The following is a 14,468-nucleotide window of genomic DNA, read 5'->3' on the forward strand; positions in this document are numbered from 1 at the left end:
GGCTGGACCGGAGGCAGGCCCGGGCCGGAGGTGGCCGAAGGCCAGGGCGAAGCCCCAAAGCCTCCGGGGTGGGCCTGCCGCAGGGCCTGCAGGCCGCCCCTGTCAAGCGCCGAGGGGACCCACACACCACGGGACCCACCCCCGAAGCGAGCCCACCCCGACGCCGGCCCCCACCCCCCGAAGCGAGGGGACGCACACCAGAGGCCCCACCCCCGGACCAAGCCCCCGGCACGCTCCCCGTCAGTCGAGGATCTGCCGCCCCTCGGGGCGGGCGGTGCACGAGGTGCGGAAGGAGCAGAAGGTGCAGTGGCGGCCCGTCTCGGGCGTGAAGCGCTCGTCGAGGACGCGGCCGGCGGCGCTGGCCAGGAGGTCGCCGACCCACTCGCCGGAGAGCGCCTCCTGGGCCTGGACCTTGGGCACGCCCTCGCCGCCGTCCTTCTTGGGGGCGTCCTGGCGGAGCTGGACCAGTTCGGCGCCGCCGGGGACCGGGCGCACGCCGTCGAAGGCCTCGTCGACGGCGCCCTCGCGCACCGCGAGCTGGTACACGGCCAGCTGCGGGTGGCGGGCGACCTCGTCCTTGGTCGGGGCGGACCGGCCGGTCTTGAAGTCGACGACGTACGCGCGGCCCTGCGGGTCGGCCTCGACCCGGTCCATGGAGCCCTTGATGCGCACCTCGTAGTCGCCGGCCCCCAGGGTCACGTCGAAGGCGTGCTCGGTGACGACCGGGGCGCGGCCCCCTCGGTCGGAGACGTGCCAGCGCAGGAAGCGTTCCAGCGCGGCGCGGGCGTTCTCCTTCTCCTGGCGGGACTTCCAGGGTGCGTCGAAGGCGAGCGCGTCCCACACCGAGTCCAGCCGCTCCATCAGGACGGCGAGGTCGGCCGGGGTCCGGCCGGAGGCCACCTCGTCGGCGAGGACGTGGACGACGTTGCCGAAGCCCTGGGCGGTGGTGGCGGGGGCGTCCGCCTTGACCTCTCGGCCCAGGAACCACTGCAGCGAGCAGGTGTCGGTGAGCTGTTCCAGGGAGCTGGGCGACAGGGACAGCGGGCGGTCGCGGTCGCGCAGCGGAGCGGGCGCGCGGGTGGGCTCGTACAGGCCCCACCAGCGGTGCGGGTGGGCGGCGGGGACCAGCGGCTGGCCGTCCTCGTCGGCGAGGTCGGCGAGCCGGGCCAGGCGTCCGGCGGCCGCTTCGCGCAGGGCCGGGGAGGCCGCGGGGTCGACGGTGGTGGCGCGCAGCTCGGCGACGAGCGCGGCGACGGCGAGCGGGCGGCGCGGCCGGCCGGTGACGTCCTTCGGTGTGACGCCGAGCTCGGTGAGGAAGCGGGAGGGCTGGTCGCCGTCGTCGGCGGGAGCCTTGACGGCGGTGACGACGAGCCGGTCGCGGGCGCGGGTGGCGGCCACGTAGAAGAGCCGGCGCTCCTCGGCGAGGAGGGCGCCGGGGGTGAGGGGCTCGGCGAGGCCGTCGCGGCCGATCCGGTCGGCTTCGAGGAGGGAGCCGCGGCGCCTCAGGTCGGGCCAGAGCCCTTCCTGGACGCCGGCCACGACGACCAGGGACCATTCGAGGCCCTTGGAGCGGTGGGCGGTCATGAGGCGTACGGCGTCGTGCCGGCCGGCCCGCTTGGCGAGGGTGTCGGCGGCGATGTCCTGGGCGTCGACCTCTTCGAGGAAGTTGAGCGCGCCGCGGCCGCCGGTGCGCTCCTCGGCGCGGGCGGCGGTCTCGAACAGCGCACAGACGGCGTCGAGGTCACGGTCGGCGTTGCGGCCGGCGGGGCCGCCGCGGCGGGCGGAGCGCTCCAGCCGGACCGGCCAGCGGGTGCCGCTCCACAGCTCCCACAGGGCCTCCTCGGCGGTGCCGCCGCCCTCGAGGAGCTCGCGGGTCTTGCGCAGCAGGGCGCCGAGGTTCTGGGCACCTCGGGCGTGGGCGGGGTCGTGGGCGGTGAGCCGCTCGGGCTCCGCGAGGGCGCGGGCGAGCAGTACGTCGCTCGGGGGCGGTACGGGGTTGCCCGCGGCCCGCTCCTCCTCGCGCAGCGCCCGGCCGAGGCGGCGCAGGTCGGCGGCGTCCATGCCGCCGAGCGGCGAGCCGAGCAGGTCGAGGGCCGCCTCGACCCCGATCCAGCCCTCGTCGTGCGCCGGGCCGGCGGCGGTACGGGCCCCGGGCGCGGCGGCGTCCACGGGCACGCCGGAGTCGGCACCGGCGCCCGCGTCCGTGTCGGCATCGGCGCCCGCGCCCGCGTCGGCACCCGCGTCCACGTCGGCGCCCGCCCGCGCGTCGGCGCCGGCGTCACCGTCGCCGACGTCGCCGTCGCCGGGAACCTCGGCATCGTCAGCCCTCGGCGCCTCGGCGCCCGCATCAGCGTCGGCACCGGCACCGGCACCGGCACCGGCACCGACCGGGACCCCGGCCTCGGCGGCCGCCCCCGGTCCGGGGTCGGAGGTCCCGAGCGCGGTGGAGGTCGCGGCCGTGGCGACGACGCGGAGGGCCGTCAGGAGCGGGGTGACGGCGGGTTCGTGGCGGAGCGGGACGTCGGCGCCGGAGGTCTCGACGGGGACGCCCGCCGAGGTGAGGGCCCGGCGCACGGCCGGCAGGGTGCGGCCGCCGGCGCGCACCAGGACCGCCATGTCCTGCCACGGCACGCCGTCCTCCAGGTGGGCCCGCCTCAGCAGGTCGGCGATGTTGTCCAGCTCCGCGCCCGCCGACGGGTACGTGAAGACCTCGACCGACCCGCCCGGCCGGGTCGGGGTCAGCGCCCGGTGGGCCCGTACGGCGGCGGCCGGCAGCCGCGGCATCGGCATCCGGGCGGTCAGCAGGCGGGTGGCGGCCAGCAGGGAGGCCCGGGAGCGGCGCGAGGTGCCGAGCACCTTGACCGCGGCGCCGGGGAAGTCGTCCCGGAAGCCGAGGACGCCGTTGACGTCGGCGCCGCGGAAGGCGTAGATCGACTGGTCGGGGTCGCCGAAGGCGACCAGGTCCCGGCCGGCGCCGAGCGCCTTCAGCAGCCGGATCTGGGAGGGGTCGGTGTCCTGGTACTCGTCGACGAAGACCGCGTCCCACTGCCCCCACACCTCGGCCGAGGACTCCGCCAGCACCGCCGCCCGGTGGACGAGCTCGGTGTAGTCGACGGCGCCGGTGAGGTCGAGCACGTCGAGGTACTCGGCCAGGAAGGCCGCCGCCGCACCCCAGTCGGGCCGCCCCTGGCGGCGGGCGAAGTCGCCCAGCGCCGTCGGCGACAGCCCCAGCTCGCGGGTGCGGGCGAGCACGGCCCGGACCTCGTCCGCGAAGCCGCGCGTGGTCAGGCAGGCCCGCAGGTCGTCGGGCCACCGGATGGCGCCCAGACCCGGCTGGCCCTCCAGCAGGTCCCGCACCATGACGTCCTGCTCCGGTCCCGAGAGCAGCCGCAGGGGTTCGGAGAACAGCTCGGTCGGCTGGTGGGCGCGGACCAGGGCGTAGCAGAAGGAGTGGAAGGTGGTCGCCTGCGGCGCCCGCGCGCCGCCCAGCCGCACCGCCATCCGGTCGCGCAGCTCCACGGCCGCCTTGCGGCCGAAGGTGAGGACGAGCACCCGGGACGGGTCGGTGCCCCGGGCGATCCGGTCGGCGACGGCCTCGACGAGGGTGGTGGTCTTGCCCGTACCGGGGCCGGCGAGGACCAGCAGCGGTCCGCCGCGGTGCTCAACCACCGCCCGTTGCGCTGCGTCCCCTGCGGGTGGACCCGCCTGCCGCTCCGGCCCGGTGCGCACCAGTCGGTACGCGTCGGTGGTCCGCGTACGACGGGTGGAAGGGGAGGAACTCACGTGGGTCGCCGGCCTTGGTGGTGGATGTGCTGAAGGCTCCGAGCGCGGGCGCTCGAAGAGAACTCGAAGGGAAGACGCTACGCCAATCGGCCCCCGCCGCGCACGGCGCCGGAACGCCCGGGCCGGGCACTCATCCTCCGTACGGACGTACGGGCCGGCGCGCCGCCCGGCCGGGCCGCGGGCCGCTGCCCGTGCGCCGCCCGCTCCCGGCTCCCGGGCGCCCGACGGGCCGCCGGGGCCCCGGGGGGCGCCCGTGGGGTGCCCTAGGCGCCCTCCTGCCCGTCCCAGCGCGCCCGCCGCATGTCGAGCCGGGGTACGTGCCCCTCGGCCGTCCGGGACGCCTCCCGCAGCGGCGTACCCTCTTCGCGGTAGTGCCCGAGGGCGCGCAGCTCGTGGCCGGGGAGCAGCGCCCCGTCCGCGCGGACCACGCGCCACCAGGGCACCGCGCCGCCGTACAGTGCCATGACGCGGCCCACCTGGCGGGGTCCGCCCTCGCCGAGCCACTCGGCCACGTCCCCGTACGTCATCACCCGGCCGGGCGGAATCCGCTCGGCGAGCTCCAGTACGCGCTCCGCGTAGTCGGGCAGATCCTGAAGGGGTGCGGCGGGTGTCATTCCGCCCATGGTGCCGTACCCCCGCGACCTGCGTCCGGACCGCTCCCGCACGCCCCGCGTACGCCGCGGCGCACCCTGATGCCTGCCCGCACAGCCGGTCCGTGCCACCATCTTCCGGGCGGTGACTGGTGATACGAGAACAAGAAGAGGCGTCGCGCGAGACGCCGGACGAGAGCTCGCAGGACCAGCGGGCGGCGCACGACACGGGCGCGCCGACGCACGAGCCGACGCACGAGCCGACGCACGAGAAGGAGCAGGGCGTGAGCGCGCAGGGCCCCGACGAGGGCTTCGTCGACCCACTCGAGGGCGACGAGCCGCTGCTCGCTGCGCGCGTGCACCGGCCCTCCGACCTGGTGCGCCTGCTCGTGGGCATCCTCGGGATCGCGGTCGTGCTGGCCATCGCGGCCTTCGCGCACGGCACGACCGTGGGCCTGGAGTCGGACATCCGCGAGGGCACCGGGCAGGCCCCGGACCTGCTCATCAAGATCGCGGGTCTGGTGTCGAGCATCGCGGTGCTGCTGGTGCCGGTGGCCTTCGCCATCGAGCGGCTGATCAAACGCGACGGCCTGCGGATCGCGGACGGCGTGCTGGCGGCCGTGCTGGCGCACGGTGTGACGCTCGCCACCGACCTGTGGGTGGCGAGGGCGGCGTCCGACACCATCAAGGACGCGCTCACCATGCCGCAGGGGCCCGGTGAGTCCTTCACCGACCCGGTGCACGGCTACCTCGCGCCGGTGATCGCCTACATGACGGCGGTCGGGATGACCCGGCGGCCGCGCTGGCGGGTGGCGCTGTGGGTGGTGCTGCTGCTCGACGCGCTCGCGATGCTGGTCGGCGGCTACACCACGCCGTTCTCGATCGTCCTGACCGTGCTGATCGGCTGGACGGTGGCGTACGGCACGCTCTACGCGGTCGGCTCCCCCAACGTCCGGCCCACCGGCCAGAACCTCCTCGCGGGCCTGCGCCGGGTCGGCTTCCAGCCGGTCAGCGCCATGCGCGCGGAGGAGGAGCCGGAGAACGCCGAGCACACCGACCGGGGCCGCCGCTACATCGTCACGCTCGAGCACGGGCCACCGCTCGACGTCACGGTCGTCGACCGCGAGCAGCAGGCCCAGGGCTTCTTCTACCGGGTGTGGCGCCGGCTCACGCTGCGCGGGATCACCACCCGGCGCAGCCTCCAGTCGCTGCGCCAGGCCCTGGAGCAGGAGGCGCTGCTCGCGTACGCCGCCATCGCCGCCGGGGCGAACGCGCCGAAGCTGATCGCCACCTCCGAGCTCGGGCCCGACGCCGTGATGCTCGTGTACGAGCACATCGGCGGCCGGACCCTGGACGCCCTGCCGGACGAGGAGATCTCGGACGAGCTGGTCCGCAGCGCGTGGGAGCAGGTCAAGGCGCTGCAGTCGCGGCGCATCGCGCACCGCCGGCTGGCGGGCGACGCGCTGCTGGTGGATCGTTCCGGCAACGTCGTCCTGACCGATCTGCGGGGCGGCGAGATCGCGGCCGGCGACCTGGTGCTGCGCATGGACATCGCGCAGCTGCTGACCACGCTCGGACTGCGGGTCGGGGCGGAGCGCTCGGTGGCGGCGGCGGTCGCGGTGCTGGGCGGGGACGCGGTGGCGGACTGCCTGCCGCTGCTCCAGCCGATCGCGCTGAGCCGGTCGACCCGGACCACGCTGCGGCGGCTGGCCCGGGAGCGGGCGCAGCGCGAGCGGGAGGCCGTGCTGGCCGCCTCGAAGGCCGAGAAGGAGGCCCGGGAGCGGGCCTCGCACGAGGAGGCGGCCGCGGGCGCCGACACCGCGGCGGGCAAGGCCGCGGGCAAGGCGGTGCGGACCGAGAAGGAGGAGCGCAAGGCGGAGAAGCGGGCCCTGGACGTGGCCCTGGAGGAGGCCCGCGAGGAGGACCTGCTCAGCCAGATCCGCCAGCAGGTGCTGCTGATCCGCCCGCAGGCGCCGGTGGAGCCGGCCCGGCTGGAGCGGATCCGGCCGCGCACGCTGGTCAGCTTCATCGCGGGCGCGTTCGCCGCGTACTTCCTGCTGTCGCAGCTGACGCACATCAACTTCGCCAAGGTCATCGGCGACGCGCAGTGGGGCTGGGTGGCGGTCGCGATGGCGTTCTCGGTGCTCAGCTACTTCGCGGCGGCGATGAGCCTGCTGGGCTTCGTGCCCGAGCGGGTGCCGTTCCTGAAGACGGTGCTGGCGCAGGTGGCGGGCTCGTTCGTGAAGCTCGTGGCGCCGGCGGCGGTCGGCGGCGTGGCGCTGAACACGCGCTTCCTGCAGCGCTCCGGGGTCCGGCCGGGGCTCGCGGTGGCGAGCGTGGGCGCCTCGCAGCTGTTCGGCCTGGGCAGCCACATCCTGCTGCTGCTGGCCTTCGGCTACCTGACCGGGACGGAGAAGACGCCCGAGATGACCCCGTCCCGGACGGTGATCGCGGGCCTGCTGACGGTCGCGGTGCTGGTGCTGGTGGTGACGGCGGTGCCGTTCCTGCGGAAGTTCGTCGCCAGCCGGGTGCGGGCGCTGTTCGCGGGCGTGGTCCCGCGCATGCTGGACGTGCTCCAGCGGCCGCAGAAGCTCCTCACGGGCATCGGCGGCATGCTGCTGCTGACGGCCTCGTTCGTGATGTGCCTGGACGCCTCGCTGCGGGCGTTCGGGGGCTCGACCACGGCGAGCTACGCCAGCATCGCGGTGGTCTTCCTGGCCGGCAACGCGCTCGGCTCGGCCGCGCCGACCCCGGGCGGTCTGGGCGCGGTGGAGACCACCCTGACCCTCGGTCTGGTGGCGATCGGGGTGGACAAGGAGATCGCCCTGTCGGCGGTGCTGCTGTTCCGGCTCATGACCTTCTGGCTGCCGGTGCTGCCGGGCTGGGTGTCGTTCAACCACCTGACCCGGAAGGGCGCGCTCTAGAACACCGGGAGGAGGGCCGCCGCCAGCAGCACCGAGGCGGCCACCTCCACCGCCCCGACCACGGCGACCTTCAGCCCCCGCCCGGGCAGCACGACGGCCCGGACGAGGCAGAGGGCGAACGGCGGGGCGAGCCAGGGGCCCATCCACGCGGCCGCGGCCACCGCCGCCGCGTGGTAGCCGACCGCGGCCCGGCGGTAGGGGCGCGAGTCCCAGCAGCATCATGGGCCCCTGGAATTCCGGCAGTTGGTCACTCCGGCGCAGGACCCTCGGCACCCCTTCCGCCGCAGCGCGCGACGCACCTCCGACGCGGGCCGGCGGACATCCTCCGGATGCCGAGTGTCCCGACGGGGTGCGCGCCGGCCCGCGTGTGATGCTCAACCTCAGCCCTACCCGAAGGCGTTGACGGCTGCGGAGGCCCGGACCCCTGATGCCCTGGTACGACTCGTCGCGGGCCGTCGCCCGCGCCACCCCGACCCCCACCTGTACCGCGAACTCCCGCAGCTCCGTGCGGCCCTCGCCGGGGCGCCCTCCGAACCGGCCGACCCGCTCGGCGCGTTCCTCGACCACGCGGTCGGCCCGGGCGACCACGCGCACCACCCGGTGGCGCCGTCCACCGGCGCGGTCGCGGGCGTCGCGGCCGCGGCCGGCACCGGACCCCCGGCGCACCCGCGGATGAAGGCGCTCGCCGGGGGCGCCTGACCCTGACCGGGCGGGCCTCCGAGCGGCCGCGGTGCGGCCGTTTTACCGCGCCGGAACGCGGTGCGAGCGCGAAAGTTACGAGTCTTCACCCCTTCCAGTGGCGCGACGGACAACCGTCCGTCGCGCCACCGGCACATCCGCTTGAGTTCTCAGCGCGGCGGGTCACCGGACCGACGGCGACCGCCCCATACGGGAGATCGGGGGTGCACTCGTGCGGATCGGACTGCTCACGGAAGGTGGTTATCCGTATGCGACGGGTGAGGCGAGGCTCTGGTGCGACCGGCTCGTCCGCGGCCTCGACCGGCACGAGTTCGAGCTCTACGCGCTGAGCCGCAGCGCGGAGCAGGAGCGCCGCGGCCACGTGCCGCTGCCGCCGCACGTCACCCGGGTCACCACCGCCCCCCTCTGGGCCCCGTACGACGACGGGCGCACCTACCGGCGCCGGACCCGGAAGCGGTTCGCCGGCCACTTCGCGGACCTGGTCGCCGGCGTCTGCACCGGGCGCGCCGAACCCTTCGCGGAGGGCCTGTACGGGCTGGCCGAGCTGGCCCGCGAAGAGGGCGGGCTGTACGCGGCCCTGCGCTCCGAGACCGCCGTCCGCACCCTGGAGGCCGCCTGCCGCGCCCCGGGCGCCCACCGCACCGCCCAGCGCGCCCAGGTCCCCGACCTGCTCGCCGTGGCGGACCAGTTGGAGCGGGCCCTGCGGCCGCTCTCCCTCGCCTGGTACGAGGACCTCGCCCGCATGGACCTCTGCCACGCCGCGGCCGGCGGGACCGCGGCCCTGCCCGGGCTCCTGGCCAAACGCTTCTGCGGAGTCCCGCTGCTGGTCACGGAGTACGGCGTCCAGCTGCGCGCGCACTACCTCGAGCGGGCCGGCGAACCGCCCACCCCGGCCGTCAGGGCCCTGCTGGCCGCCTTCCACGGCCGGCTCGCGGCCGAGATCTACCGCTCCGCCGACCTCCTCGTGCCGGGGAACACGCACGCGCGGCGCTGGCAGGAGCGGTGCGGGGCGGAGCGGGCGAAGCTGCGCACCGTCTACCCCGGGATGGAGGCGGACCGATTCGCCACCGTCGGGGAGTCCACCGACCTGGGCGACCCGCTGACCCTGGCGTGGGTCGGCCGGATCGAACCGACCAAGGACGTCATCGGCCTGCTGCACGCGTTCGCCGAGGTGCGCAGGGCCGAACCCGCGGCCCGGCTGCGGCTGTTCGCCGCGCCCCCGCGCACCGCCGAGTCCGTCGAGTACCTCGCCCACTGCCGGGCCCTGGCCGCGCAGCTCTTCCCGGACGAGGCGGCGGACGCCGTCACGGTCGGCGAGAGCCCGGTCAGCTTCGAGGAGGTCGGCGGGCCAGCCGCCCCGCAGCCCGCGGACGCCTACGCGGCCGGCCGGGTCGTGGTGCTGTCCTCCGTGGTCGAGGGCTTCCCGATCAGCCTGGTCGAGGCCATGCTCTGCGGGCGGGCCACGGTGTCCACCGACGTCGGCGCGGTCTGCGAGGTCATCGGCGGGACCGGGCTCGTGGTCCCGCCGCGCAACCCGCGCGCCCTGGCGGACGCGTGCCTGGCGCTGCTGGGCGACGCCGAGCGCGCGGCCCGGCTGGGCGCCGCCGCCCGGGCCCGGGCACTCGAACTCTTCACGGTGGAGCAGAACGTCGAGGCCTACCGGGCCCTGTACCTGGAGCTGATCTCGCACGCGCGGCGCCGGGCCGGGGCCGGGGTCGACGAGGTGCCGTTCGGGCTGCCGCCCGAGGCCTGCGTGCCGGGCCGCTGGACCGCGGGCGTCCCGAGCTGGGCGACCGTTCCGGGGGCCACCGCGGTGGACCCGGCGGCGACCGCCCGGTTCCCCCTGACGACCGCCCCGCAGACCGACCCGCAGACCGACCCGGCGACCACCGTCGTGCTCCCGGCCCCGGGCGCGGGCCCGGCCGCCGCCGCGCACCTCGCCGTGGCCGCCGTACCCGAGGCCGTCCTGGCCGCCACCGTCGAGCTGCCGCTCGCCGCGACCCCGGAGGCGGCGCTGTGACGGGCCCGGGCGAGACCGCGCGCGGCGCGGCGGGTGAGCGGAGGGGAGCGGACGGCCGGACCGGAACCACCGGCCCCGGAGCGGCTGCCGGTGTCAACACCCCGGTCAACGCCGGGACCCGGCGCCGGGCGGCCGTGGACCCCGTCAAGGTCCTCATGCACCGCCACCGGGACCTGTGCGAGCGCGCCGTGGACCCCCTGGAGATCGCGGCCGGCCTGGAGGCCCACGGGGTCACCGACCGCACCGCCGCGCGGTTCCGGCACCGGGACGTGTTCTCGCTGGCCGAGGAGCTGTACGCCCGCGTCCCGCGCGGCGAGGGCGGCCCCGCGGCCGGCGCCCGGGGCGCCGGCCCCGCCGGGGCGTACGCCGACGCGGACCCCGCCGCGGCCGACCGCACCGGCGGCCTCCCCGGCACACCCGGCCCGGCCGGGCTGCCCGGGCGGTCCTGGTCGGACGCACCCGTCCGCAGGCGGGTCCTGGTGTACGGGGCCGCGTTCGCCGCCGGTGCGGCCGCCCTGGCCACCCGCGCCGTCGCGGGCGGCCACGCCGACGCCCCGGCCTTCTCGACCGCCTGGACCGCCTGGACCGCCTTCTCGACCACCGGGACGGTCGTCTCGACGGTCGGGACGACCGTCGTGCTCGCCGCCCTCGTCGCGTGCCTGCGGCTCGGCCCGCTCCGGGCCCGGGGCCGCGGCGGCGCCGGGGTCTGGCTGTGGGCCCTCGCGCTCGTGGCGGCCGTGGCCGCCGCGCAGGGCCTGTTCGGCGCGATCCCGACGGACGTCGCGGGCACCGCAGCCCGACCGGCCCCGGCCGTCGCCGGCCCCGCGGCCGGCACCCTCGCCGCGCTCGCCCCGGCCGCGCTGCCGGCGACCTGGTGCGCCGCGGTGTTCTCCGGCCGGGCCCGGCGCCGGCTGGCCGCGAGCCGGGTGCTCGCGGAGTTCGCCGCCGGCGTGCGCCCCCTGCTCCTGGGGGTGTGCGCGGTGTTCGCGGCCGCCCTCGCCGGGCTGCTCGCACTCACCGGCGCACCCCTGGCGGCCGGCACGGCCCTGGGCACCCTGCTCTTCCTCGCCCGGCTGCTCGCCGCCCACGGCGCGGCCGCCGCGGCCCGTACCGCCCTCGGCGTGGCCTGCGCCGCCCAGGGCCTGCTGCTCGGGGCCGCCGCCCTCGGGCAACCCGTACCCGAGGGCGCCACCACGGTCCTGTGCGCCGCGGCCCTGCTCGCCCTGCTCGGCCGCGCCACCACCACCCTGTCCCGCGCTTCCGCGCACATCCACACCTAGGCCGATGCGAGGACGAGTCGTTGACGACCCCCGCGGAAGGCCGACGGAGCCGACGCCGCCGGCCCACCCCGCACCACACCACCGGAACACCCGTGAAGGAGAACGAGAGATGACGGCCCAACCCCCCGCCCTGCCCCGTCGGCACGAAGGGATCGCACGATGAGGGTGCTGCTGATCGGAGCCAACGGATACCTCGGCCGCTACGTCGCCGACCGGCTGCTCGCCGACCCCGCCGTCCAGCTCACCGCGCTCGGCCGCGGCGACGACGCGGACGTGCGGTTCGACCTCGCGACCGGCAGCCCCGGGGCGCTCACCCGCTTCTTCGACGCGGTGCACCCCAACGTCGTGATCAACTGCGCCGGCACCACCCGCGGCGGCGCCCGCGAGCTCACCCGCCACAACACCGTCGCCGTCGCCACCGTCTGCGAGTCCCTGCGCCGCAGCGGGTGCGGGGCCCGGCTCGTCCAGCTCGGCTGCGCCTCCGAGTACGGGCCCAGCCAGCCCGGGTCCTCCACCGCCGAGGACGCCGTCCCCAGACCCGGCGGCCCGTACGGGGTGAGCAAACTGGCGGCCACCGAACTGGTCCTCGGCTCCGGGCTCGACGCCGTCGTGCTGCGCGTCTTCTCGCCCGTCGGACCCGGCACCCCCGCCGGCTCCCCGCTCGGCCGCCTCGCGGAGGCCATGCGGCGGGCCATGCAGTCCGGCGACGGGGAACTCAAGCTCGGCGGCCTCGGCGTGCAGCGCGACTTCGTCGATGTCCGGGACGTGGCCCGGGCCGTGCACGCCGCCTCGCTGTCCGCCGCCCAGGGCGTGGTCAACATCGGCACCGGGCGGGCCGTGCGGCTCCGCGACGCCGCCGCCGTCCTCGCCCGCGTCGCCGGCTACGGCGGGACCCTGCACGAGCTCGACGGGCCCCCGCACGGCCGCCCCATGGGCCTGGCCTCGATCGGCCACCCGCGCAGCGAGCCCTCCGCCGAGCAGCTCGCCGCCCCGCCGGCCGGCGGCCCGTTCCCCTACCCCGACGGCTGCGGGGCCTGGCAGCAGGCCGACGTCCGCACCGCCCGCGACCGGCTCGGCTGGCGGCCCCGGATCAACCTGGAGGAGTCGCTCGCCGACATCTGGATGGAGGCGGCGTGCCGCATCTGACCACCCCCGACGCCCGCCTCGCCGCCACCGAGGCGGGGCGGCTCGGCTTCGGCGTCCCCGGGTACGCCCACCCGCTGGTCGCCCCGGTCGAGTGGGCCGAGCTCGGCCGGCCCGGCACCCCGCTGCACTGGGCCGTCCTGAACGTGTCGGACGGCCCCGGCCAGCGCCCCGACCCGCACTGCATCGACGCCGTGACCCGACTGCGCGAGGCCGGCGGTTCCGTGATCGGCCACCTCGCGGTGCGGGACGGCCGCCGGTCCTTCGGGGAGCTGGTCTCCGAGGCGCACGCCTTCCGCGACTGGTACCGGGTCGACGGCTTCTACCTCGCCCAGACCCCCGCCGACCGCGCCGAGCTGCCCTCGGTACGGCGGGTCGCGGACACCCTGCGCACCCTCGGGGACGGCCTGCGGATCGTCCTCGGGCACGGCACCCACCCGTACCCCGGCTACGCCGAGGTCGGCGACCAGCTGGTCACCTTCTCCGGGAGCTGGACGGACTACCGGTGGTCGCAGGTGGCGGAGTGGACCGCGGAACTCCCGCCCGAGCGGTTCTGCCACTTCGTCCACGGCGTCCCGCGCACGCACCTGGAGGAGGCGGTGCGCATCGCCCGGTGGCAGGGGGCCGGCACGATCTGGTTCACCGACCGCCGCGGCGCCGGCGACCCCTGGGCGGGCATGCCCGGGTACTGGGACGAAATCGTCTCACGCATCGGACCAGGTGTCTCGGAATGAAAAGCAGCATGGCACTGTTACGGGAGAGAAACACCCATGAATGCTCCCCGTACGAGCGGGGATGACCATCCTGGAGTCCCCGTGTCGTTGCCACCCTTGGTCGAGCCGGCCGCCGAGCTGACCGTCGACGAGGTCCGTCGGTACTCCCGCCACCTGATCATCCCCGACGTCGGGATGGACGGGCAGAAGCGCCTGAAGAACGCCAAGGTGCTCGCGGTAGGCGCCGGCGGCCTCGGCTCGCCCGCCCTGATGTACCTGGCCGCGGCCGGCGTCGGCACGCTGGGCATCGTCGAGTTCGACGAGGTCGACGAGTCCAACCTGCAGCGCCAGATCATCCACAGCCAGGCGGACATCGGCCGCTCCAAGGCGGAGTCCGCGCGCGACTCGGTGCTCGGCATCAACCCGTACGTGAACGTGGTCCTTCACGAGGAGCGGCTCGAGGCCGACAACGTGATGGACATCTTCAGCCAGTACGACCTGATCGTCGACGGCACGGACAACTTCGCCACGCGCTACCTCGTCAACGACGCGTGCGTGCTGCTGAACAAGCCGTACGTCTGGGGTTCCATCTACCGCTTCGACGGCCAGGCCTCGGTGTTCTGGTCCGAGCACGGCCCCTGCTACCGCTGCCTCTACCCGGAGCCCCCGCCGCCGGGCATGGTCCCGTCCTGCGCCGAGGGCGGCGTCCTGGGCGTGCTCTGCGCGTCCATCGGCTCCATCCAGGTCACCGAGGCGATCAAGGTCCTGACGGGCACGGGCGAGCCGCTGGTCGGCCGTCTGATGATCTACGACGCCCTGGAGATGCAGTACCGCCAGGTCAAGGTCCGCAAGGACCCCGACTGCGCGGTCTGCGGCGAGAACCCGACCGTCACCGAGCTCATCGACTACGAGGCCTTCTGCGGCGTCGTGTCGGAGGAGGCCCAGGAGGCGGCGCTCGGCTCGACGATCACTCCGAAGCAGCTCAAGGAGTGGATCGACGCGGACGAGAAGATCGAGATCATCGACGTCCGTGAGAAGAACGAGTACGAGATCGTCTCGATCCCGGGCGCGAAGCTGATCCCCAAGGGCGAGTTCCTGATGGGCACGGCCCTGCAGGACCTGCCGCAGGACAAGCGCATCGTCCTGCACTGCAAGACGGGCGTCCGCAGTGCGGAGGTCCTCGCGGTGCTGAAGTCCGCGGGCTTCGCGGACGCGGTGCACGTCGGCGGCGGCGTCATCGGCTGGGTGCACCAGATCGAGCCGGAGAAGCCGATCTACTGAGCACGGCCGGGAAGGGCCCGTGGCCACCGGGAGAC

At 75.9% G+C, this 14,468-nt stretch carries 10 protein-coding genes; 7 read left to right on the top strand and 3 right to left on the bottom strand.

Translation table 11 applies throughout. From position 1 onward, the window contains the following. Positions 1-240 precede the first annotated feature (240 nt). Both ACIQCH_RS35195 and ACIQCH_RS35200 read right to left on the bottom strand, forming a co-directional pair. Positions 241-3,783 (bottom strand): ATP-dependent helicase, encoded by a 3,543-nt coding sequence (locus ACIQCH_RS35195; RefSeq protein WP_402587851.1) that lies wholly within the window; start codon positions 3,781-3,783, stop codon positions 241-243. A gap of 263 nt (positions 3,784-4,046) precedes the next feature. Beyond that, positions 4,047-4,397 (bottom strand): MGMT family protein, encoded by a 351-nt coding sequence (locus ACIQCH_RS35200; RefSeq protein ID WP_402587853.1) that lies wholly within the window; start codon positions 4,395-4,397, stop codon positions 4,047-4,049. 128 nt (positions 4,398-4,525) lie between these two features. On the opposite strand from ACIQCH_RS35200, the gene ACIQCH_RS35205 reads away from it, so the two are divergent. Then, on the top strand, positions 4,526-7,297 hold the full coding sequence (locus ACIQCH_RS35205; protein WP_402587855.1) for a flippase-like domain-containing protein: 2,772 nt from the start codon (positions 4,526-4,528) through the stop codon (positions 7,295-7,297). Here ACIQCH_RS35205 and ACIQCH_RS35210 read toward each other — a convergent pair. Then, positions 7,294-7,458, bottom strand: coding sequence for a hypothetical protein (locus ACIQCH_RS35210; protein WP_402587857.1), 165 nt, complete (start codon positions 7,456-7,458; stop codon positions 7,294-7,296). The genes ACIQCH_RS35205 and ACIQCH_RS35210 overlap by 4 nt on opposite strands. Before the next feature lie 238 nt (positions 7,459-7,696). Between ACIQCH_RS35210 and ACIQCH_RS35215 the strand changes: the two genes are divergently transcribed. From ACIQCH_RS35215 to moeZ, 6 genes are all read left to right on the top strand, one after another. After that, positions 7,697-7,996: a hypothetical protein gene (locus ACIQCH_RS35215; protein ID WP_402587858.1), complete on the top strand. Its 300-nt coding sequence runs from the start codon at positions 7,697-7,699 to the stop codon at positions 7,994-7,996. A gap of 211 nt (positions 7,997-8,207) precedes the next feature. Next, positions 8,208-10,016: a DUF3492 domain-containing protein gene (locus ACIQCH_RS35220; protein ID WP_402587860.1), complete on the top strand. Its 1,809-nt coding sequence runs from the start codon at positions 8,208-8,210 to the stop codon at positions 10,014-10,016. After that, a complete protein-coding gene (locus ACIQCH_RS35225; RefSeq protein WP_402587862.1) occupies positions 10,013-11,296 on the top strand; it encodes a hypothetical protein in 1,284 nt (427 codons plus the stop codon). Before ACIQCH_RS35220 ends, ACIQCH_RS35225 begins: the two co-directional genes overlap by 4 nt. A gap of 159 nt (positions 11,297-11,455) precedes the next feature. Next, positions 11,456-12,442 (top strand): NAD-dependent epimerase/dehydratase, encoded by a 987-nt coding sequence (locus ACIQCH_RS35230; protein WP_402587864.1) that lies wholly within the window; start codon positions 11,456-11,458, stop codon positions 12,440-12,442. After that, on the top strand, positions 12,430-13,173 hold the full coding sequence (locus ACIQCH_RS35235; RefSeq protein ID WP_402587866.1) for a spherulation-specific family 4 protein: 744 nt from the start codon (positions 12,430-12,432) through the stop codon (positions 13,171-13,173). The genes ACIQCH_RS35230 and ACIQCH_RS35235 overlap by 13 nt, the downstream gene beginning before the upstream one ends. Positions 13,174-13,254: 81 nt before the next feature. After that, entirely contained in the window at positions 13,255-14,433 is a 1,179-nt protein-coding gene (gene moeZ, locus ACIQCH_RS35240; protein WP_402587868.1) for an adenylyltransferase/sulfurtransferase MoeZ, read from the top strand. Positions 14,434-14,468: the final 35 nt, after the last annotated feature.

Origin of the sequence: Streptomyces sp. NPDC093225, from assembly GCF_044753805.1 — a bacterium.
In the GTDB taxonomy this organism is placed as follows: Bacteria; Actinomycetota; Actinomycetes; order Streptomycetales; family Streptomycetaceae; genus Streptomyces.

What these genes read in the sequence shown, in the direction of transcription:
- ACIQCH_RS35200 (WP_402587853.1), bottom strand. Translation starts at nt 4,397, where the DNA reads ATGACACCCGCCGCACCCCTTCAGGATCTGCCCGACTACGCGGAGCGC.
- ACIQCH_RS35230 (WP_402587864.1), top strand. Translation starts at nt 11,456, where the DNA reads ATGAGGGTGCTGCTGATCGGAGCCAACGGATACCTCGGCCGCTACGTC.